At 64.0% G+C, this 19,084-nt stretch carries 20 protein-coding genes and 1 pseudogene; 10 read left to right on the top strand and 11 right to left on the bottom strand.

Annotation, left to right across the window (positions count from 1 at the left end):
• The first annotated feature begins 46 nt into the window (after positions 1-46).
• On the top strand, positions 47-679 hold the full coding sequence (locus FJ546_RS26525; RefSeq protein WP_140892014.1) for a pyridoxamine 5'-phosphate oxidase family protein: 633 nt from the start codon (positions 47-49) through the stop codon (positions 677-679).
• Between the two features lie 18 nt (positions 680-697).
• Here FJ546_RS26525 and FJ546_RS26520 read toward each other — a convergent pair whose 3' ends face one another.
• The 3 genes from FJ546_RS26520 to ftsE form a co-directional block, all read right to left on the bottom strand.
• On the bottom strand, positions 698-1,423 hold the full coding sequence (locus FJ546_RS26520) for a YdcF family protein (protein ID WP_140892013.1): 726 nt from the start codon (positions 1,421-1,423) through the stop codon (positions 698-700).
• A gap of 110 nt (positions 1,424-1,533) precedes the next feature.
• Positions 1,534-2,526, bottom strand: coding sequence for an ABC transporter permease (locus FJ546_RS26515; protein ID WP_140892012.1), 993 nt, complete (start codon positions 2,524-2,526; stop codon positions 1,534-1,536).
• Positions 2,519-3,178 (bottom strand): cell division ATP-binding protein FtsE, encoded by a 660-nt coding sequence (ftsE, locus tag FJ546_RS26510; RefSeq protein ID WP_010911739.1) that lies wholly within the window; start codon positions 3,176-3,178, stop codon positions 2,519-2,521. Before ftsE ends, FJ546_RS26515 begins: the two co-directional genes overlap by 8 nt.
• Positions 3,179-3,436: 258 nt before the next feature.
• On the opposite strand from ftsE, the gene FJ546_RS26505 reads away from it, so the two are divergent.
• The 3 genes and pseudogenes from FJ546_RS26505 to FJ546_RS26495 all read left to right on the top strand — a co-directional run bounded on the left by FJ546_RS26505 (position 3,437) and on the right by FJ546_RS26495 (position 5,136).
• Positions 3,437-4,081: a hypothetical protein gene (locus tag FJ546_RS26505; protein WP_140892011.1), complete on the top strand. Its 645-nt coding sequence runs from the start codon at positions 3,437-3,439 to the stop codon at positions 4,079-4,081.
• A gap of 22 nt (positions 4,082-4,103) precedes the next feature.
• Positions 4,104-4,646 (top strand): hypoxanthine phosphoribosyltransferase, encoded by a 543-nt coding sequence (gene hpt, locus FJ546_RS26500; protein WP_032931858.1) that lies wholly within the window; start codon positions 4,104-4,106, stop codon positions 4,644-4,646.
• Between the two features lie 119 nt (positions 4,647-4,765).
• Positions 4,766-5,136 (top strand): annotated as a pseudogene (locus FJ546_RS26495) (response regulator).
• On the opposite strand, the gene FJ546_RS26490 reads toward FJ546_RS26495, so the two are convergent.
• Positions 5,137-6,084, bottom strand: a complete 948-nt coding sequence (locus FJ546_RS26490) for a DMT family transporter (protein ID WP_140892010.1) — start codon at positions 6,082-6,084, stop codon at positions 5,137-5,139.
• Between the two features lie 224 nt (positions 6,085-6,308).
• Here FJ546_RS26490 and FJ546_RS26485 point away from each other — a divergent pair, with 224 nt between their 5' ends.
• Entirely contained in the window at positions 6,309-7,190 is an 882-nt protein-coding gene (locus FJ546_RS26485) for a LysR substrate-binding domain-containing protein (RefSeq protein ID WP_140892009.1), read from the top strand.
• Here FJ546_RS26485 and FJ546_RS26480 read toward each other — a convergent pair.
• The 3 genes from FJ546_RS26480 to FJ546_RS26470 all read right to left on the bottom strand — a co-directional run bounded on the left by FJ546_RS26480 (position 7,169) and on the right by FJ546_RS26470 (position 11,237).
• On the bottom strand, positions 7,169-7,540 hold the full coding sequence (locus tag FJ546_RS26480) for a glyoxalase superfamily protein (RefSeq protein WP_140892008.1): 372 nt from the start codon (positions 7,538-7,540) through the stop codon (positions 7,169-7,171). The genes FJ546_RS26485 and FJ546_RS26480 overlap by 22 nt on opposite strands.
• A gap of 32 nt (positions 7,541-7,572) precedes the next feature.
• Positions 7,573-10,179 carry a TIGR02302 family protein gene (locus FJ546_RS26475; protein WP_140892007.1) on the bottom strand — a complete coding sequence of 869 codons (2,607 nt, stop codon included), beginning with the start codon at positions 10,177-10,179 and terminating at the stop codon, positions 7,573-7,575.
• Positions 10,180-10,295: 116 nt separating this feature from the next.
• Complete coding sequence (locus FJ546_RS26470) at positions 10,296-11,237, bottom strand: threonine/serine dehydratase (RefSeq protein ID WP_140892006.1); 942 nt, start codon at positions 11,235-11,237, stop codon at positions 10,296-10,298.
• 58 nt (positions 11,238-11,295) lie between these two features.
• On the opposite strand from FJ546_RS26470, the gene FJ546_RS26465 reads away from it, so the two are divergent.
• On the top strand, positions 11,296-11,598 hold the full coding sequence (locus FJ546_RS26465) for a metalloregulator ArsR/SmtB family transcription factor (protein WP_140892005.1): 303 nt from the start codon (positions 11,296-11,298) through the stop codon (positions 11,596-11,598).
• An 18-nt stretch (positions 11,599-11,616) separates the two neighbouring features.
• Here FJ546_RS26465 and lysA read toward each other — a convergent pair whose 3' ends face one another.
• The 3 genes from lysA to argH all read right to left on the bottom strand — a co-directional run bounded on the left by lysA (position 11,617) and on the right by argH (position 14,677).
• Positions 11,617-12,885 (bottom strand): diaminopimelate decarboxylase, encoded by a 1,269-nt coding sequence (lysA, locus tag FJ546_RS26460; protein WP_140892004.1) that lies wholly within the window; start codon positions 12,883-12,885, stop codon positions 11,617-11,619.
• A gap of 66 nt (positions 12,886-12,951) precedes the next feature.
• Positions 12,952-13,158 carry a hypothetical protein gene (locus tag FJ546_RS26455; protein ID WP_140892003.1) on the bottom strand — a complete coding sequence of 69 codons (207 nt, stop codon included), beginning with the start codon at positions 13,156-13,158 and terminating at the stop codon, positions 12,952-12,954.
• A 118-nt stretch (positions 13,159-13,276) separates the two neighbouring features.
• Positions 13,277-14,677, bottom strand: a complete 1,401-nt coding sequence (gene argH / locus FJ546_RS26450) for an argininosuccinate lyase (RefSeq protein ID WP_140892002.1) — start codon at positions 14,675-14,677, stop codon at positions 13,277-13,279.
• A 37-nt stretch (positions 14,678-14,714) separates the two neighbouring features.
• On the opposite strand from argH, the gene FJ546_RS26445 reads away from it, so the two are divergent.
• Entirely contained in the window at positions 14,715-15,395 is a 681-nt protein-coding gene (locus FJ546_RS26445; protein ID WP_140892001.1) for a TlpA disulfide reductase family protein, read from the top strand.
• A gap of 10 nt (positions 15,396-15,405) precedes the next feature.
• On the opposite strand, the gene FJ546_RS26440 is transcribed toward FJ546_RS26445, so the two are convergent.
• Positions 15,406-15,585 (bottom strand): hypothetical protein, encoded by a 180-nt coding sequence (locus tag FJ546_RS26440; RefSeq protein WP_140892000.1) that lies wholly within the window; start codon positions 15,583-15,585, stop codon positions 15,406-15,408.
• 234 nt (positions 15,586-15,819) lie between these two features.
• Here FJ546_RS26440 and FJ546_RS26435 point away from each other — a divergent pair, with 234 nt between their 5' ends.
• The 3 genes from FJ546_RS26435 to FJ546_RS26425 all read left to right on the top strand — a co-directional run bounded on the left by FJ546_RS26435 (position 15,820) and on the right by FJ546_RS26425 (position 19,083).
• Positions 15,820-17,172: an extracellular solute-binding protein gene (locus FJ546_RS26435; RefSeq protein WP_140891999.1), complete on the top strand. Its 1,353-nt coding sequence runs from the start codon at positions 15,820-15,822 to the stop codon at positions 17,170-17,172.
• A 105-nt stretch (positions 17,173-17,277) separates the two neighbouring features.
• Positions 17,278-18,162, top strand: coding sequence for a sugar ABC transporter permease (locus tag FJ546_RS26430; RefSeq protein ID WP_095772275.1), 885 nt, complete (start codon positions 17,278-17,280; stop codon positions 18,160-18,162).
• A gap of 6 nt (positions 18,163-18,168) precedes the next feature.
• Positions 18,169-19,083 (top strand): ABC transporter permease subunit, encoded by a 915-nt coding sequence (locus FJ546_RS26425; RefSeq protein ID WP_095772370.1) that lies wholly within the window; start codon positions 18,169-18,171, stop codon positions 19,081-19,083.
• Position 19,084 lies beyond the last annotated feature (1 nt).

Raw genomic sequence — 19,084 nt, 5'->3', positions numbered from 1 at the left:
CCGGAATTGCGTCCGGTGGAAGCCGGTTTCAGGCAAGGAGGTTTCGATGGACGCGCATGCTTTCACCAGCGATGTCGCCTTCACGCCGACCGTCAAGGCGATCCAGGCGCGCAAGGGTTCGCGTCAGTCCTACGCCCGCGTCGAGGAGCGTGGTGGCTGGCAGGCTGTCATCACGCCGGACCTTGCCGCCTTCGTCGAGATGCAGACCAGCGTCTTCCTGTCGACGGCCAATGGCGATGGCCAGCCCTACATCCAGCATCGCGGCGGCCCGGCCGGCTTTCTCAAGGTCGTGGACGAAAAGACGATAGGCTTCGCGGATTTTTCCGGCAACAGGCAGTTCATCACGCAAGGCAATCTGGCGGACAATCCACGCGCCTTCCTGTTCCTGATCGATTACATGCTGCGCCAGCGCATCAAGATCTGGGGCACGGCGAGCGTCGTCGAGAACGATGCCGAGCTGATGGCGAGGCTGATGCCGCAGGATTACAAGGCACGTCCCGAGCAGGTCATCCTGTTCACCGTCTCGGCCTGGGATGCGAATTGCCCGCAACACATCCCGCAGCGCTTCGAGGCGGCTGATGTGGCGGCAGCGCTTGGCGAGCGGGACAGGCGCATTCAACAGCTCGAGCAGGAGGTCAGTCGCCTGAAGGCCGTGTCGAAGGGAACAGACAAGGAATGATGATGGAACGCCGGGGGCTCAGCCGCCGGCCGCGGTCTCGGCCAGCGCAATGCCGTCCGGGGTCGGTTTCACCGGCACGATGCCGCGCGCCAGCGCCAGCAGATATTTGGTGTATTCGGTGAACAGCACGCGCAACGCCCGCGGCTTTGTCAGCCAGCCGCCATTGTCGAGATTGGAATTGACCACTGGATAGGGTTCCAGCTTGGCGCCATGCAGCAGGCGGCCCATCTCCAGCAGGCTGCGCGGCATGTGGTAATTGTTGGTGACCAGGATCACCGTGCCATAGGCGTGGCTTTCGACCCATTTGGCGCTTTCCTCGGCATTGCCGATCGTGTCCAACGCGGCACGGTCGATGTCGACGCAGCAGGAAAACAGGTTCTTGTCACCGCCGGTGGCTGCCTGGAGCTGGCGCCGGCTGGCCGAAGGATGCACGCCGCTGATCAAAAGCCGCTCGCCCTTGCCGGACGCCAGCAGATCCATCGCCGCGTCAAGGCGCGATTGGCCGCCGGTCAGCACGATGATGGCATCGGCCTTGGCCGGATTGGCGGGCGTGGTGAGATGCGCGACCTTGTTGGCGAACCAGCCGAAGCCGCCGGCAAACAGCGTTGCGAGAACGAGAATGGCGAGCGCGGATATCCGCAGTGCGGTTCTTAAACGGCTAGCGCCCCCGTGGTCGTGCAAACGAGCAACCACCACTGGCATCTGCCCAGCCGTCCCGGTCGAATCCCGCACGTCCATGATCATATGGTTAATCCTGAAATGCGGCCTTTGGTAGGTAAAAGACGCACTTTGCGTTACGCCGTTTCTCGATCCGTGATCACCCTGCTTCGATTTCCGCCAGAGCAAGTTGCCTTTCATGCGTCTGGTTGGCGAATATCGATGTCGCTGAGATAGGCGACGACGGTGGCGTGCGAGGTTGCCGCCGTCAGCGCGCCGATCACCAGCACCATGAGGACGACGCCGAGATAACCCGCCGAGCCGATGGCGAAATTGCCGAACAGGGCAGTCGCCTGGTCGGCCTGCGGCGTCGCCATGTTGCGTGACGACCACCAGGAAAAGACGATGAAGACCAGTACCGCCGCAGCACCGCCGGCGGCCGCGCCCTTCATGCCGGTGACCAGGAAATGCCGGCGGAATTCGCGAGCGATGAAGGCGGCCTCGGCGCCGACGAAATGCAGCACCTCGATGATATGGCCGTTGCCGGCCATGGCGCCGCGGGTAGCGAACACCACGGTCAGCACCGTCGCCGACAGCATCAGCGCCAGCACGGCAACGCCGATGGTCACCGTGGTGCGGGCCATGGCCACCAGCCGGTCGACCCAGGTGCGGTGATCGTCGAGCGACGCACTCGGCAGTTTCGGCGTGATGGCGGCGCGCATGGCGGCGAAGTCGGGCGGGCTGTTCTCATCGATGGTGACGATGATCAGGCGCGGCACCGGCAGCTCGTCGATGTTGAGGCCGGAACCAAGCCATGGCTCCAGCAGCCTCGCCGTCGCATCGCGGTCGATGATCTTTGTCGACTTCACGCCGGGGAATTCGCCGGCGATCTGCGAGGCCTGGGCAAGGGCGGCCTCCATGTCGAGGCCGTCGGCCGGTTTGATCTGGATCGTCGCCTCGCGCGAGATCTGGTTCTCCCAGACCGAGGCGGTGTCGCGTACCAGCGTCACCGCGCCGAAGGTCAGGCAGGACAGGAAGGTCATGATGGCGATGACCAGGACGAGCGCCCGGCCGGCGATGTTCTGCGCCGGCACGATCGGCGCCATGCGGCGCTGGGCGCGCGGTCTCGCTTCGGCCGCCTCGGCTTCCTGCTCATGCTCTTCGAAGTGTTCGGCGGACAGATCAGTCATAGATGTCCAGCCTTCCGCCGGCCAGGATCATGCGGCGTGCATCGACCTGTTCCATCAGGCCAAGGTCATGGGTGGCGATCACCACGGCGGTGCCGAGACGATTGAGCTCGATGAAGAGCCGCAGCAGCCGCCGCGCCAGCGGCGGATCGACATTGCCGGTCGGTTCGTCGGCGAGCAGGATCTCGGGCTGCTCGATCAGGGCGCGCGCGATGGCGGCGCGCTGCTTCTCGCCGCCCGACAGGACCGGCGGCAGCACATGCATGCGCTCGCCCAGCCCCACCCATTTCAGCAGCTCCGTGACATCGGTGCGGTAGCTTGCTTCCTCGCGCCCGCGCACGCGCAGCGGCAGCGCGACATTCTCATAGGTGGTCATGTGGTCGAGCAGACGGAAATCCTGGAACACCACGCCGATGCGGCGGCGCAGATGCGGCAGTTCGGTGCGCGAAATGCGCGAGCGGTCCTTGCCGAAAATGGTGATCAGCCCGCGCGTCGGCTTCAGCGACATGAACAGAAGCCGCAGCAACGTCGTCTTGCCGGCGCCCGAGGGTCCGCTCAGGAACTGGAAGGAGCGCTCCGGGATGTGCAGGGAGATATCGCGGAGGATTTCCGGACCCATGCCATAGCGGAGGCCGACATTTTCGAAGCGAATCAATTTCGACGACCTGAAATTTCTAGAGCATGATGCCGAAAAGTGTGAAGCGGTTTTCGGACGGCATCATGCTCTATCTCTTTAGTTTGGACGGGCAGCGCAGCGCCTGCCTGTTCTGCGAAAAGACCATCGGCCGGCATGGTTAACCGGCGGTTAATTTCTGGCTTGTTTCGGCGCGTCACGAGGGCTCCGGTGGGGAAGCGTTAACCATTTTTGTTTACGCAAAAGAAACGAAAAGCGAACACGCGCAATAACGGGGCCATGATGGCTGACGAACGAACCGCGCGCCCGGTTTCCGGCGAAATCATGACCGATCCCCCGGCAATTGTCGCGGCGGAGCGGATCGTGCGCGGCCCGGCGGCTGATATCGTCGATGCCGACTATGAAGTGATGCCGCGCCTTGTCCCTGCCGTGGAAGGCGTTTCACTGCCGCCGCGCCTGATTGTCACGCCGTCCATCGAGGGGATGGACATGCTGCGCAAGCCGGAAGCGCCGGCGGAACGGCCGCCGGCCGCGCGCGGCGGGCCGATCTTCTGGATCGCCGGCATTGGTGCCGCCTTGGCCGCTTTCTGGGTCTCCGGCGGACATGCGCTGGTGCGTCAGACGCCCTTCCTGACCGGCGCGCAAGCCCCGGCGCTGACCATTTCAGGCGTCACCTCGCATGTCGACGCCTCGGGAGCCAATCCGGTGCTGTTCGTCGATGGCGAGGCCGCCAATGACGGGGCGGGGCCGGCGACAATGCCGCCGCTCGAAATCCGCGTGACCGGCAATGACGGGCGCACAACCCGCTATACGTTGGGGACATCCGGCCATTCGCTGGCATCGGGCGAAAGATTCGGCTTTGCCAGCCGGCTCGACGTGCCTAAGAACGGCGTAAGGACCGTTTTGGTTACTTTCGCTGAGTAGGCGATCACCGGGGAAGACGACAATGCCCATCGTACGCGACAAGGACATCGAAGTCCTGTTTTCGGCGTCGGCGATCGCGCGGCGTAATCTCGAACTCGCCAAGGAGATCGCCGGGCACGACTATCATGATCTCCTGGTGATTTCGGTGCTGAAGGGCTCGTTCATCTTCGCCGCCGACCTGATCCGCGCCATGCACGATGTCGGCCTGTCGCCGGAGGTCGAGTTCATCTTCATTTCCAGCTATGGCGCCGGCACCACCAGCGGTGAGGTGAGGGTGCTGCGCGACATCGACAATGAGGTCGCCGGCCGCGACGTGCTGCTGATCGACGACATTCTGGAATCGGGCAAGACACTGACCTTCACCCGCGACCTGATGCTGTCGCGCGGCGCGAAAAGCTGTTCCATCGCCGTGCTGCTTGACAAGCGCATGCGCCGCCAGACCGCGCTCGTCGCCGACTATGTCGGCTTCGACTGCCCCGATTATTTCGTCGTCGGTTACGGCATGGATGTCGCGCACGCCTTCCGTGAATTGCCGTTCGTGGGCATCGTGAAAGGCGATGCGTGAGGCAACTGCCTTGCGCCGACAAGTTCTGAAAAAGGCCTTAACGGCGCCGGAAAAATTAGCCCGGTCAGGGGCCGGGTCCTTTCAGGAAAAGTCAACTTTTCGCGGCCAAATTGCCGGCCATGGCAAAGCTTTTGATCGTCGAGGACGATGAGTCCGTCCGCACCCTCGCTGCCGCGCGCTTGAACGCGCAGGCCACGCAATCGATATCGCCGCCGACGGCGCTCAAGGCCTGGCGCTGATACGCGCCGCGCATGGTGGTTACGATCTCGTCGTCTCCGACATCCGCATGCCCGAGATGGACGGTATCGAGATGGCGATCGCGGCGGCCGCCCTTTTCCCGGCGATGAAGATCATGCTGATGACCGGTTATGCCGACCAGCGCGAGCGCGCCGAGGAGTTGAACGGCATCATCCTCGATGTCGTGCAGAAGCCGTTCACGCTGGCCGAAATCCGCTCGCGCGTCGAGCGCGCGCTGATCTGCTTCGCCTGATTAGACCGAATCGGCAGTTGCAAGCACCGGTGGTGCATTCTTGCGCCGCCCAGTGTTGAGCGCAAGCAGGCCGGCGCCGATGATCAGCGCCGCGCCGATCACGGTCGTCGACCGCGGCACCTCGGCGAAGAACAGGAAACCCCAGAGCGGTGACCACAGAATGCCGGTGTATTCGAAGGTCGCGACCCGGTTGGCCGGCGCCAGCCTGTAGCCCTGCGACAGAAGGATCATGCCGGCGGAGGCAACGAAACCGCAGGCGGCCATCTTGAGGAAATCCGGCAGCGTCGGCCATATCCACGGACGCACCAGGAATTCGACGCTGGGGTGGACGGCGTGACTTATGCCGGCCAGATGGAACGTGCCGGCAACCACGGCGGCGCCGATGAGATAGGCGCCGTTCTGATAGAAGGCCATGACGGTGGACGATTCGGTATCGCCGATCTTGCGCGCCATCAGTTGCGAGAAGCCGTAGAGCGCCGCCGAGCCGAGCGACAGCAGTGCCGCCCAGTCGAATAGGCCGGCGCCGGGGCGCACCATCACGATGACGCCAAGCATGCCGATCAGCACCGTCGCCAGCGTTCGCCAGGAGACGCGTTCGCCGAGATAGGGTCCGGCCAGCGCCATGATGAACAGCGGCGCCATGAAATAGAGCGCCACGGCGTCGGCCAGCGGCAGCGCGGCGATGGCCAGATAGTACACCGTGTAGGAGGTGAACTGGATGAAGGCGCGGATCGTCAGCAAGCCGAACCGCTTCGACAGGATTGCCGACAGCCCGACATCGGCATGGACGAGGATGATCAGGATCGGCAAGGCGACGATCGAGCGGATCGCCATCACCTCGGTCACCGGATAGCCGCTCGACACGGCCTTGACGAGCGGGTCCTGCAGCGAGAACACCAGCACGCCCAGGCACAGGCTCAGGATGCCGCGCACCATCCTATTCTGCATCTGCGTTCCGGCTCCTACGCGTACGATCCGAAGCAGCCCGCCTCCAGATCAAAAAGAACCCGCCACCGTTTCGGGCAGCGGGTACGAGTGAGGACTCTTTGCTTGGTCCGCAGCCGATTTCGCAGCCGCATATCCAATGGGTAAGGCAACTATCGTCCGGTGTTTGACATGTTGCAAACGAATTGGAATGATGCCTGCAATCAAATCCGCTTATGATGGATAACATGCGTCCAACCCTCGACAGCGATCTCCTGCGCACCTTCGTCGCCATTGCCGAGGCCGGCAATTTCACCCGTGCGGCCGAGCAGGCCGGGCGCACCCAGTCGGCCGTGTCGATGCAGATGAAGAAGCTTGAGGAACTGGTCGGCGACAGCCTGTTCGAGCGCGGCTCGCGCGGCGTCGCATTGACGCGGCGCGGCGGCGAACTCATCGTCAATGCCCGTCGCATCGTCTCGCTGCTCGACGAAACGGCGGCTTCGATGGCGGCGGCGCCGCTCGGCGGACCGGTGCGCATCGGCATTCCGGAGGAATATGGCCACGCCATCCTGTCGCGCGCGCTCGGCGCGTTTTCGAAACGCCACACCAAGGTCGAGGTCACCGTGCGCTACGCGCATTCGGAGGCGCAGCTGGCGGCGCTCGCCGCCGGCGAACTCGATCTGTGCGTGGTGTTCGAATGGCAGGATCCGGGCGGCGGCGAAGTGCTGATGCACGACCCGACGGTCTGGGTGACGTCGACCCTGCATCACATGCACGAGGAACGCCCAGTGCCGATCGCGCTCTACAACCGGGTCAGCTGGTGCAAGGACTTCGCCATCAAGTCGCTGGAGCAGCGCGGTCTTGCCTATCGTGTCGCCTATACAAGCGACACCACCGGTGGTCTGAAGCTTGCCGTCACCTCAGGGCTGGCGATCGCGCCGATCTCGCGCAGCAACATTCCGGACGGCTGCCGCGAACTGACCTCCGCCGATGGGTTCGGCGACATCGATTCCTCCAATGTGGTCATGCATCGCAACCCGAACGCATCGGGCGAGGCGATCGACGGCATGCAGGAGGCGATCCGCGAGGCGTTCGTCAACCGGTTAGCTCAGTCCTTCACATCCTCATAGAAGGTCAGGCGGTTGCCGAACGGATCGTCGACCGTGACCTCCTTCGTCTTCCAGGGCGTCTCCTCCAACCCCGGCCTGGCAAAGCGGTACCTTCTTTCGGTCAATTCGTGGTGGAGCCCCGCAATGTCGGTCGTCTCGATCCGGATGTGGGAGCCCGGTGCGCCGTCGCCATGATGTTCGCTCAGATGCAAGACGCAGCCGTCACGTGAAACGCCTGTGTAGAGCGGCGCGTTGTCATCATAGCGGTGTTCGAACTGCACTTCGAAACCGAGAAACCCGACGTAGAATTCATGCGCCTTGGCAATATCGAAGATGCGCAGGATGGGCGTGACGGTACCGAGCTTCGGCATGGTGTTGCAACCGTTCGAGAGGGGCGGGGTCCCTATTTCAGCTCGAGCAGCCGTTCGAGATAGCTGCGCTCGATATCGGGGCCGAGCGCGTTGCCGAGCCGTTTGCGGATCGCTTCCAGGATCTGGCGGGCGCGCTGGACGTCGATCTCGTCGGGGACTTTCACCGAATCGCCGAAATCGGGACCCTGGCTGGCGCGCGGCCGGCCGAGCGGGTCGCGGTCGGCATTCTGCTGACGCCCGCCTTCCTGGCTGCCGCCCTGGTCGCCCTGCATGGCCTGCATCTGCTTCATCATGTCCTTGGCGCCCTTGCGCAGCGCCTCGAGTGCCCGGCCCTGGTGGCCGACGGCCTCGTCGCCCTGACCCTCGCCAAGCGCCTGTTCGGCACTGCCCATCGACTTGCCGGCCTCGCCAAATCCTTCATTGGGCTCCATGCCCATGCCTTCGAGGTTCTTCTTCAGCTGCTCGAGATCGCCCTTCAGCTGGCCCTGGCCTTCCTGCAACTGCTTCAGCGCATCGGCGAATTCCTGCGGCGTCATCGGTTTTTGCCTGGCGAGCGGATCGCGGTCCTCGCCGAGGCCTGGCTTGTTCTGGTCCTCGCCACGGCCCTGGCCAAGCTGCTCATCGCGGTTCTGCCCGCGCTGGCGCTCGCCACGCTGCATCTGGTCCATGCGGAAGGTGTCGTTCATCATCTCCTGCTGGCGGCGCAGGATCTCGCCGAGCTTGTCCATCTGCTGGCGCATCTGGCTGTCCTGCTCGCCGCCCTGCTGCTGGCGGCCGGCCTGGAGATTGTTCATCATGTCCTGCAGCTGCGACAGCAATTGCTGCGCCTTGTCGCGGTCGCCCGACTTCGCCAGGTTCTCGATCTGGTCCATCATCCGGGCGATGTCGCTCTGGCGCAGTTCCTGGCCGTTCTGCTGCATTTGCGGCGCATTCGGGTTCTGCTTGGCGCGTTCGGCGAATTCCTGCAGGAACTGGTTCATCGCCTCGCGCAGTTCCTTCATCGCCTTCTCGATTTCGGCGTCGCTGGCGCCGTTCTTGATGGCGTCCTGCAGCGCCTGCTGCGCCTGGCGCAGCCGCTTCTCGGCGGCCGAGAGGTTGCCCTCCTCGATGCCGAGCGCGATTTCCCAGAGATAGGCGACCTCGCCGCGCAGTTGATCGTCGTTGCCGGCCAGTTTCAGCCGGCTGCGCGCACTCATGATGGCGAGATAGTGGGACATGTTGTCGAACGTGTCTTCCGGCCGCAGCGTGATGGCGTCGATCAGGTCGAGCACGTGCGGCTTGGCATTGGCGTCGAGCGCCAGCAGGCGGCGCTGTTCGATCACCGCCCGCGCCAGCGGGTTGGCGAAAGGCCGCTCCGGCATCACCAGCGTCTTGGTCTCGCTCGACGCGGTGTGGCCGGCGTCGTCGGTGGCGACCAGCGTCAGCTTGATGCTGCTGCCGGCCCAGACATGCTCGGTCAGGTCCTTGGTGGTCTTGGCGGCATTGGACTTGCCGCCGCGGCGCGGCAGCGCCAACGGCATTTCCGGCGGGCCGTACAGCGGATGCGCGCCAGGCGCCTGCGGGTCGGCCAGCGCGAAGACAGCCTTGGCGGTGGCGGCGCCATAATCGTCGTCGATCCGGTAGTTGAGTTCGAAGGCGCCGTTGGCGGCGCGTTTGGGCTCGCCGACGAAGCGGATCTGTGGCGGTTTGTCCTCGATCACGGCGAAGGCCCAGCGGCCGAGCTGATCCTCGCCCGATTTCAGCGTCAGCGTGCCGTCGCCGGTCAGCTTGCCGATGAACTGGCGCACCTTCGACGGGGATGCGGGGGTCGGCGCCGCCGGGCTCGCGGCTGGCTTGGCGCTGGCCGCCTGTGGTCCGGCAGGGTCGATGGTGCGTGCATTGCCATCCTTGTCGGCATAGGCGAGCGTTTCCTCGCCCGAGCCTCCGGTGACGCGCAAGGAGACGTCGCTGCCCTCGGGCACATGAAACGTCGGCGTTGCCTGGTTGGCGTCGGCGGTCAGGAAGATCGGCGGCTTGCCGGTATAAGCAGGCGGCGTCACCCAGGCATCGATGCGTGGCGGCACGGCATCATGCGCGCCGTGGGTGCTGAAGCCGTCGGCTATCCTGCCGCCCGTCGGCCCGAAGGAGAAGGCAAAGGCGGTGACGAGCAGCAGCGCGGCCACGGCGCGCAGCCCCCAAGGATCGCGCTCCGGCACCCGGGTGCGCGGCAGGTCGGCGCCAAGGCTGTCGAGCCTGGCGGCCATGCGCTTCTGGTGCTCGCGCCACAGCGCCTGCGAGAAGCTGCTTTCGCGGCCGCTTGGCCGGTCGGCCTGCACCAGCACGGGGCTGTGCAGCAATTCGTTGGCGGCCTCGATGCGGCGGTCGACCTCGGCGGCGCCGGGCAGGCGGAAAAAGCGCAGCGGATAGAGCGCCGCCAGCCCTGCCAGGCCGAATGCGGCGACAAGGCCGATGCGCGCGATATCCGGCAAGCGGGAGAAAACGCCGAACCAGGAGATGCTCAGGAACAGGCTGGCGACAAGGATCAGCGGCAGCAGCAACGGCCAGCCGCGCTCGACCATCATCGAGACCCGCGTCGCCAGCCGGCTGAGCGCAAGGCGCCCGGCGAGACTGCGATCGCTAGAGATGGGTCGTTGCGTCATCGGCCCTTCCTGGAATCAGGCAGGATAGCCCGATCCTCACGACTCGAAGAATACCAGCAAACACGGCAAAGGCGAGGCGGTTTCAAAAAACGTGAAGCCCGCCGAGATGGTTGCAATCAGAAATTGGCGGGGTTTGCATTGGCGCCACAGACCAGCACGGCGACGCTTTCGCCCGGTGCCGGCGTGTAGCGGCCGGACAGGATCGCGGCGAAGGCGGCAGCCCCACCCGGCTCGGAGATGATGCGCACCCGGTTCCACAGCGCCTTCTGCGCGGCGATGATGTCGTCATCACTGACCAGGATGGAGCGCTCGACGAAGGCTTCGGCGATCGGGAACATCATTTCGCCGACGCGCTTCGGCGCCAGCGAATCGGCGGCGATGCCTTCGGCCGGCGCGTCGACGGGATGGCCGGCCTCGAAGGCGCGATGAAGCGTCGGCGCGCCTTCAGGCTCGATGGCGATGATGCGGATGCGGCCGGCATACCAGGCGGCGATGCCGCCGATCAGGCCGCCACCGCCGACGGCGACCAGCAGCGTGTCGATCTCGGGCAGGTCGTTCTCGATCTCGAGCCCAAGCGTACCCTGGCCGACCAGCGTTTCCTCCTGGTTGAAGGCGTGGATCTGCAAGGCGCCGGTCTCCTGCGCGAAACGTTCGCTGGCGGCCAACGCCTCGGCGTAGCGGGCACCGCCAACCACTAGGTCGGCGCCATAGCCGCGAATGCGGTCCAGCTTGGCCTGCGGGCTCACTTCGGGAACGAAGATGGTCGCCTTGTGGCCGAGCCGCATGGCGGCATAGGCGACGGCGGCGCCATGGTTGCCGCCCGATGCGGCGACGACACCGGCCTTGGGAACCGCCCTTTCCAAAAGATTGGTGAAGGCGCCGCGCGCCTTGAACGAACCGGAATGCTGCAGGCATTCGAGCTTGAGGTCTACCGCCAGCGGTGGCCGGTCGAAGTCGGCCATGTCGACGCGCAGCACCGGCGTGTGCCTGATATAGGGGCGGATGCGCGGTTCCATCGCGGCAATGCGCTCGCGTGTAACGGTGTTGCCCTGCGCCATGGCGATCTCCTTGGGATTGACAGTAATTAGTAACTTGGCAAAATGCCTAAATGCCTAAATGCAAGAGGTTGATGTCTTCAAGGCGATTGCCAATGAACGCAGGCTGCAGATCCTCGACTGGCTGAAGGATCCGCGCGCGCATTTCCCGGCTCAGGCCGACGGCGATCTGATCGAGGACGGCGTTTGCGCGCTGCTGATCGCCGAGAAGCTCGGTATTACGCAGGCGACGCTCTCCGAGCATATGCGCGTGCTCACCCAGGCCGGCCTGCTGCGCGCCAAGCGCATCAAGCAATGGACGTTCTACCGCCGTGACGAAGACAGGATCGCCGAGACAAGGACGCGCCTGCAGAACCGGCTGTAGCGCTGCCGGCCATGGCTTCTATGCCAGCCAGTCAGGCACCGAATCCAGCCCGATCAAATCGTCATAGGTCAGGCGTGGACGCACGATGTGGAAACGGTCGCCGTCGACCAGCACCTCCGGCACCAGCAGGCGGGTGTTATAGGTGCCTGCCTGCACGGCGCCATAGGCACCGGCGGTGGAAACGGCAATGAGATCGCCGGCCTTCAGCCTGGGCAGGTCACGGTCGAGGCCGAGATAGTCACCGGTCTCGCAGACCTGGCCGACCACGTCGACCATCATGCGCGGCGTGTCGGCAGGCGGCTGCACGACCGGCCTGATGTCGTGGAAGGCGTCGTAGAGCGTCGGCCGGATCAGATCGTTCATGGCGGCGTCGACGACCAGAAAATTCTTGGCGTCGCCTTCCTTCACGAAGATCACTTCCGAAACCAAGATGCCGGCATTGCCGACGATCAGCCGGCCCGGCTCGAAGATCACCTTCAGACCGAGCTTGGTGACATGCTTCCTGACGATCTGGGCATAGGCGTCGGGCAAGGGCGGTGGGTTGTTGTCGACACGGTAAGGGATGCCGAGGCCACCGCCGAGATCGACATGCTCGATGGCGTGGCCATCGGCGCGCAGCGCGCCGACCAGATCGACCAAAAGGGCGAAGGCGTCGTCGAAGGGCTGCAATTCGGTGATCTGGCTGCCGATATGGGTGTCGATGCCGGTGACCTTGATACCCGGAAGCGTCGCCGCCCGGGCATAGACCTGCCGCGCGCGCTGCCAGGCGATGCCGAACTTGTTCTCGGCCTTGCCGGTGGAAATCTTCTTGTGGGTCTTGGCGTCGACATCGGGATTGATGCGCAGCGAGACCGGCGCCACCTTGCCGAGTGCCGTGGCTCGCGCCGACAACAGTTCGAGTTCAGGCTCGGATTCGACGTTGAAGCAAAGGATGCCGGCTTCGAGCGCAAGGTCCATTTCGCGCGCGGTCTTGCCGACGCCGGAAAACAGGATCTTGCTTGCCGGGATGCCGGCCGCCAGCGCCCGGCGCAGCTCGCCTTCCGAGACCACGTCGGCGCCGGCGCCTAGCCTGGCAAGGGTGCGCAGCACGGCCTGGTTGGAGTTGGCCTTCATGGCGTAGCAGACCAGCGCGTCGAGGCCGGCAAAAGCCTGGGCAAAGACGCGGTAGTGCCTGGTCAGCGTGGCCGTCGAATAGCAGTAGAACGGCGTGCCGACCTGAGCGGCGATATCAGGGATTGCCACGTCCTCGGCATGCAGCACGCCGTCGCGGTAGTCGAAATGGTTCACGAGAGTGATTCCGGAAGTTGGAGCACGATAGATCGGGCTTGGAAGCCAAACCCGGCCTGATCGGTTCTAGATCAGCGGGTCGAGGATGAACTTCTTGTCCTTGACCGGTTTTTCCGGCTCCGGCGGCAGCGGCTGCTTGGCCTTCTCGGCATCCTTGCGCGCCTGGATGGCCGCCTCATAGGGCGTGTCGAGACCGGCCTTGCGGCCGCAGGCGGTCACGGCGGCCATCGCCGCCAGCAGCGTCAGCGTCACCAAAATCCTGCTTCCGGTCATCGATCCATCCGTCCGAAACGTTTTGTCAGCCGCCGCTTTTAGCCGAGTTCTCGGCGCATTGCACCCCGGATATTGCCGGTTGCAATATCCGGGATATTGCCGGTCGCATTGTCCGGCTTCAGGCTTTGGCCAGCCGCTTTTTCCAATGGCGGATCTGCTTCCTCACTTCGGACGGCGCGGTGCCGCCGAAACTGGTGCGGCTCTTGACCGAATTCTGCACCGCCAGCACCGAGAAAATATCCGATGTGATGCCGGGATTGATCGACTGCAGATCCTCCAGCGAAAGTTTTTCCAGGCTTACCTTCTTCTCCTCGGCCAGCGCCACCGCACGGCCGGTGACGTGATGCGCCTCACGGAACGGCAGGCCCAGCGTGCGCACCAGCCAGTCGGCGAGGTCGGTCGCGGTCGCGTGGCCGGAGCCGGCGGCCTTCTTCATCGCGGCCGCGTTGACCGTCATGTCGGAGACCATGCCGGTCATCGCCGCCAGCATCAGGTCGAGCGTCTCGGCGGCGTCGAAGACCGATTCCTTGTCTTCCTGCATGTCCTTGCCATAGGTCAAAGGCATGCCCTTCATCACCGTCAGCAGGCCGACCAGATGGCCGTTGACGCGGCCGGTCTTGCCGCGCACCAGTTCGGCGGCGTCGGGGTTCTTCTTCTGCGGCATGATCGAGGAGCCGGTGGAAAACGAGTCCGACAGCCTGACGAAGCCGAATTGCGGCGTCGACCAGACGATGATCTCCTCGGCCAGCCGCGACAGATGCGTGGCGCAGATCGCCGCCATGGCGAGGAAGTCCAGCGCGAAATCGCGATCGGAAACGCTGTCCAGCGAATTGCGCATCGGCTCGCGGAAACCGAGCGCCTTGGCGGTTCTGTGGCGGTCGATCGGAAAGCTGGTGCCGGCAAGGGCGGCGGCACCGAGCGGGCTCTCGTCCATGCGCTCGATGGCATCGCGCACGCGCGACAGGTCGCGTGCAAACATCTCGACATAGGCCATGCAGTGGTGGCCGAAGGTCACCGGCTGCGCCGCCTGCATATGGGTGAAGCCCGGCATCACGGTCGCCGCGTGCTCCTCGGCCCGCTCCAGCAGCGCCGTGATCAGGCCCTTCAGTGCCTCCGCGACGCGGAAGCATTCGTCCTTGACCCAGAGCCTCAGATCCACCGCCACCTGGTCGTTGCGTGAGCGCGCGGTGTGCAGGCGGCCGGCGGCCGGGCCGATCAGGTCGGCGAGCCGGGCCTCGACATTCATGTGGATGTCTTCGAGCTTCGTCGAAAACTCGAAGCGGCCGGCCTCGATCTCTTTCAGGATCGTGTTCAGCCCGTGAGCGATTTTTTCTTGATCGGCCGCCGAAATAATGCCCGTTTGCGCCAGCATCTCGCTATGAGCGATCGAGCCGCGTATGTCCTGCGCGTAGAGTTTGCGGTCGAACGAGATCGACGCGTTGATCGCTTCCATGATCGCGGCCGGACCCGAGGCAAATCGTCCGCCCCACATCTGGTTGCTGGTCTTCTTGTCGCTCATCGCTATAAAACCCGTGCTTCGGAGCAGTTTTGAGAAAATGGCAGACGGAAACAGATTTTTCCCGGCCCCGCGCCTGATCCTCGCCGCTTTGGTGGCGGGAGCGCTGGCCGGCGCGGTCGCGGTATATGTCAGCGAGAGCCGGTCTGGCAACAATGCACCGGCGCAGGTGGCGGTCGGCGGCAGCAAGGATGACGTCGCCTGCGCCGCCAAGAGCGACCGCGCCAAGAAGATCGCGGCTGCCGCCACCGGCCAGGTCGCGGCCCTGTTGCCCGCCGATCCGCCGCAGTCGATGAAAAGCCTTGCCTTCAATGGCCCGGACGGCAAGCCGATGACGATCGCCGACCATGCCGGCAAGACGGTGCTGCTCAACCTCTGGGCGACATGGTGCGCGCCTTGCCGTGCCGAAATGCCGGCGCTCGATGCGCTGCAGAAGGAGAAAGGCAGCGACAGCTTTCAGGTAGTCGCCGTCAATGTCGATGCCGGCGATGATGTGAAGCCGAAGAAATTCCTCAAGGAAACAGATGTCGAAGCGCTCGGCTATTACCGGGATTCGACGGTGGCCCTGTTCAACGACCTCAAGACGCGCGGCCTGGCGCTCGGCCTTCCCGTCACCATGCTGATCGACGGCGAAGGCTGCCTGATCGCGCATATGAACGGCCCGGCTGAATGGTCGGGGCCCGACGCCAGGCGGCTGATCGACACGGCTCTCGGATCGTGAGCGATCAAGCCTAGCGCACGCTAGGCTTGAGCAATACGAGACTGCCATCCCGATGGTCGGTGCGTACCGGAGTGCCCTTGCCGTGGCCGGTCAGGTCGTCGAACGCCTCGATGGGCGCCGGTTTGCCGAGATAGTAGCCCTGGCGTGCTTCGCCGGCGCATTTACGCCCGCTGCCGCGCCTGCATTCCATCGTCCCCTTAGCCGGATAATCATGCCGGCCGATATGGTCTTTACGTCCTCGACAGTCGCCCTAGCTACCTAAAACGCCGGTGCGTTTTTATGCCGGCCAAGCCGCCGAGGGAGAGGAACGGGCAGCTGTGCAAAGGCCGGGGAGCCACAACAGAACTGTCACATACCTTCTCTAAGAGAGCGGGCAAGGACTTGCGCAAGACCCTTGTCTCCAGCCACTCAAGAGGGAAAAACCATGACCATGATCAAGCGGGGCTTTGCTGCCCTGGCCGCTGGTGCGCTCAGCACCGCGCTGGCAATGCCTGCCTCTGCAGAACCGGTAAAATTCGACTTCTGGTTCGGCCTTTCGGGCGACCTTGCCCGTGTCGTCGACACGCTGTGCAAGAACTTCAACGCCTCGCAGAAGGACTATGAAGTCGTCTGCACCAGCCAGGGCAACTACGACGCGACGCTGCAGAACACCATCGCGGCCTTCCGCGCCGGCAAGCAGCCGGCCATCGTCCAGGTCTACGATGTCGGCACCGCCACCATGATGCTGTCGGGCGCCTACAAGCCCGCCGACAAGCTGATGGAAGAAAACGGCTACAAGATCGACTACGCCGACTATTTCCCAGGCATCGCGCGCTACTACGCCACGTCGAAGGGCGAGATGCTGTCCTTCCCGTTCAATTCCTCGACCCCGCTGATGTACTGGAACAAGGACGCCTTCGCCAAGATCGGCAAGACCGAAGCGCCCAAGACCTGGGAAGATGTCGGCGCCGACCTCAAGGCGTTGAAGGACGCCGGCTACGAGTGCCCGATGGCCATCAACATCTCGGCCAACGAAAGCTGGCAGCTGATGGAGCAGTTCTCGGCGCTCCACAACCAGCCGATCGCCACCAAGAACAATGGTTATGACGGTCTCGACGCGCGTCTGGAAGTCAACAAGACCAAGTTCGTCCAGTACGTCACCGATCTCAAGACGTGGTATGACGCCGGCCTGATCAAGATCAAGTCCAAGGATCTCGGCCAGGATATGGTCCAGGCCTTCGCCTCGGGTACCTGCGAGGTCATCCTGACCTCGGTCGGCGACCACGGCACGGTCGGCAGGACCCAGAAGGAAGGCATGAAGTGGGATGTCGCCGAATTGCCGGTCTATGCCGGCACGGAGCGCAAGAATTCGCTCGTCGGCGGCGCTTCGCTGTGGGTGCTCTCCGGCAAGTCGGACGCCGAGTACAAGGGCGCTGCCGCGTTCCTGAACTTCATCCACGACCCCAAGACCGCGCTGTTCTGGTCGACCAACACCGGCTACATCCCGGTGACCAAGTCGGGCTTCGACTACATGAAGGGCCAGGGCTTCTACGACAAGGCGCCCTACAAGGGCCGTGAAGTCGCCATCGCCAGCCTGACGGCGTCCGAGCCGACCGAAATCACCCGCGGCATCCGGCTGGGCAACTTCACCCAGATCCGCGCCGAGTTCGGTACGCAGATGCAGGCGATCTTCGCCAACAAGGTCAGCGTCCAGGAAGGCCTCGACACGCTGGTCAAGAACGGCGACGCCATCCTCGAACGCTTCCAGCAGACCTATCCGGGCAAGACCCTGCCCTAACCTCCGATTGCGGAACGGCCGTCCGTCGAGATTCGACGGGCGGCCATTTCATATCTAGTCTTGCCCCAAGAAGCGGGCTGACGGTTCAACGGCATCGGCGGATCGATGGAAAAACGCGTCACTTTCGGCAAATGGACGATCGGCATCCTTTTCGCGGTGCCGCAGCTCCTCCTGATCTTCACGTTCTTCTACTGGCCGGCCGGCCAGGCCGTGTACTGGTCGCTGACGCTGCAACAGCCCTGGGGCGGCGGCAACATCTGGGTCGGGCTCGACAATTTCCGCTCGATCCTGTCCAACGCCGACTACTGGAACTCGATCACCGCGAGCCTTGTCTTTGCCGGCATCAGTACCGGTCTCGCAATGTTCATCGCGCTTGTGCTCGCCGCCTTGACCGACCGGCAGCTCGCCGGCTCGCGTCTCTATCGCGTGGTGTTGATCTGGCCCTACGGCATCGCCGCGCCCGCGCTGGCGATGGCGTTCCGCTTCATCCTGGCGCCGGAGGCCGGCTTCATGGCCGTGGTCAACCGGGTCTGGCCCGGCTTCTGGGATCCCGGCCTCGACGGCGCCGACGCCATGGCCTCGATCATCGTCGCCTTTTCGTGGAAATATGTCGGCTACAATTTCATCTTCTTCCTGGCGGCGTTCCAAGCCATCCCGCGCTCGCTGATCGAGGCCGCGGCGATGGACGGTTCCGGCGTCATCAGGCGTTTCTGGGACATCCAGTTTCCGCTGATCACGCCGACCATCTTCTTCCTGCTGGTCATCAACATCACCGAGAGTTTTCAGGACTCCTTCGGCATCGTCGACATCATGACCGCTGGCGGTCCGGCGAACGCGACCAATCTGATGGTCTACAAGATCTATTCCGACGGCTTCAAAGGCCTCGATTATTCAGGCGCCGCCGCGCAGAGCATCATCCTGATGCTGCTCATCATCGTGCTCACCATCTTCCAGTTCCGCTTCATCGAGCGGCGCGTGCACTACAGGTAGATGGATATGGTCGAGCGCACCCCGTTCCTCAATTTCTTCACGCATCTGATCCTGTTCATCGGCTTCATCTTTTGCATTGCGCCGTTCGTGGTCGTGGTGATCGCTGCGTCGCATAACCTCAAGGACGTCAACGATGTGCCGATGTCGCTGCTGCCGGGCAGCGACTTCTGGGTCAACATCAAGACCGCCTGGACGACCGCCGATCTCGGTCCCAAGCTGCTCAACAGCTTCATTATGGCGACCGGCGTCGCCGCCGGCAAAGTGATCGTCTCGGCGCTCACCGCCTTCTCGATCGTCTACTTCCGCTATCCTGGCCGCATGCTGATCTTCTGGCTGATCTTCATCACGCTGATGCTGCCGCTCGAAGTGCGCATCGTGCCGACCTACGCCGTGGTCGCCAACGTACTCGAGCCGTACCAGGCGATCCTGGACCTGACCGGGATTTCCTGGCTGATCGAGAAGGTCTCGGGCGTGCAGGTCCAGCTCAGCCTTGGACTGCTCAATTCCTATAGCGGCCTGATACTGCCGCTGGTCGCCACCGCGACCGGCACGTTCCTCTACCGGCAGTTCTTCCTGACCGTACCGGACGAGCTGACCGAGGCCGCGCGCATGGACGGCGCGGGGGCGCTGCGGTTCTTCATCGATATCCTGCTGCCGCTGTCGCGCAACAATATGGCGGCGCTCGGCACCATCATGTTCCTGTGGGCCTGGAACCAGTATCTGTGGCCGCTGCTCATCACCACCGACCAGTCGCATGCGATGGCGGTGACCGAACTCAAGCAGCTGATCCCCAATGTCGGCGGCATTCCGGAATGGCACATCGCCATGGCCGGCACGCTGATCGTCATGCTGCCGCCGCTGATCGTCGTGGTGCTGATGCAGCGCTGGTTCGTGCGCGGCCTGATCGCCACCGAGAAATAAG

The organism is Mesorhizobium sp. B2-4-19 (assembly GCF_006441315.1).
Classification (GTDB): Bacteria; Pseudomonadota; Alphaproteobacteria; order Rhizobiales; family Rhizobiaceae; genus Mesorhizobium.
The sequence above is the reverse complement of the archived record's forward strand: the minus strand, read 5'-3'. Positions and strand labels throughout refer to the sequence as shown.

Coding starts and splice junctions, on each gene's coding strand:
- FJ546_RS26465 (WP_140892005.1), top strand. CDS start 11,296: ATGCAAGAGGTTGATGTCTTCAAGGCGATTGCCAATGAACGCAGGCTG.
- FJ546_RS26435 (WP_140891999.1), top strand. CDS start 15,820: ATGACCATGATCAAGCGGGGCTTTGCTGCCCTGGCCGCTGGTGCGCTC.
- FJ546_RS26425 (WP_095772370.1), top strand. CDS start 18,169: ATGGTCGAGCGCACCCCGTTCCTCAATTTCTTCACGCATCTGATCCTG.
- FJ546_RS26455 (WP_140892003.1), bottom strand. CDS start 13,158: ATGACCGGAAGCAGGATTTTGGTGACGCTGACGCTGCTGGCGGCGATG.
- FJ546_RS26490 (WP_140892010.1), bottom strand. CDS start 6,084: ATGCAGAATAGGATGGTGCGCGGCATCCTGAGCCTGTGCCTGGGCGTG.
- FJ546_RS26440 (WP_140892000.1), bottom strand. CDS start 15,585: ATGGAATGCAGGCGCGGCAGCGGGCGTAAATGCGCCGGCGAAGCACGC.
- FJ546_RS26430 (WP_095772275.1), top strand. CDS start 17,278: ATGGAAAAACGCGTCACTTTCGGCAAATGGACGATCGGCATCCTTTTC.
- FJ546_RS26505 (WP_140892011.1), top strand. CDS start 3,437: ATGATGGCTGACGAACGAACCGCGCGCCCGGTTTCCGGCGAAATCATG.
- FJ546_RS26445 (WP_140892001.1), top strand. CDS start 14,715: ATGGCAGACGGAAACAGATTTTTCCCGGCCCCGCGCCTGATCCTCGCC.
- FJ546_RS26525 (WP_140892014.1), top strand. CDS start 47: ATGGACGCGCATGCTTTCACCAGCGATGTCGCCTTCACGCCGACCGTC.
- argH (WP_140892002.1), bottom strand. CDS start 14,677: ATGAGCGACAAGAAGACCAGCAACCAGATGTGGGGCGGACGATTTGCC.
- FJ546_RS26520 (WP_140892013.1), bottom strand. CDS start 1,423: ATGATCATGGACGTGCGGGATTCGACCGGGACGGCTGGGCAGATGCCA.
- FJ546_RS26470 (WP_140892006.1), bottom strand. CDS start 11,237: ATGGCGCAGGGCAACACCGTTACACGCGAGCGCATTGCCGCGATGGAA.
- FJ546_RS26475 (WP_140892007.1), bottom strand. CDS start 10,179: ATGACGCAACGACCCATCTCTAGCGATCGCAGTCTCGCCGGGCGCCTT.
- hpt (WP_032931858.1), top strand. CDS start 4,104: ATGCCCATCGTACGCGACAAGGACATCGAAGTCCTGTTTTCGGCGTCG.
- FJ546_RS26485 (WP_140892009.1), top strand. CDS start 6,309: ATGCGTCCAACCCTCGACAGCGATCTCCTGCGCACCTTCGTCGCCATT.
- FJ546_RS26515 (WP_140892012.1), bottom strand. CDS start 2,526: ATGACTGATCTGTCCGCCGAACACTTCGAAGAGCATGAGCAGGAAGCC.
- FJ546_RS26480 (WP_140892008.1), bottom strand. CDS start 7,540: ATGCCGAAGCTCGGTACCGTCACGCCCATCCTGCGCATCTTCGATATT.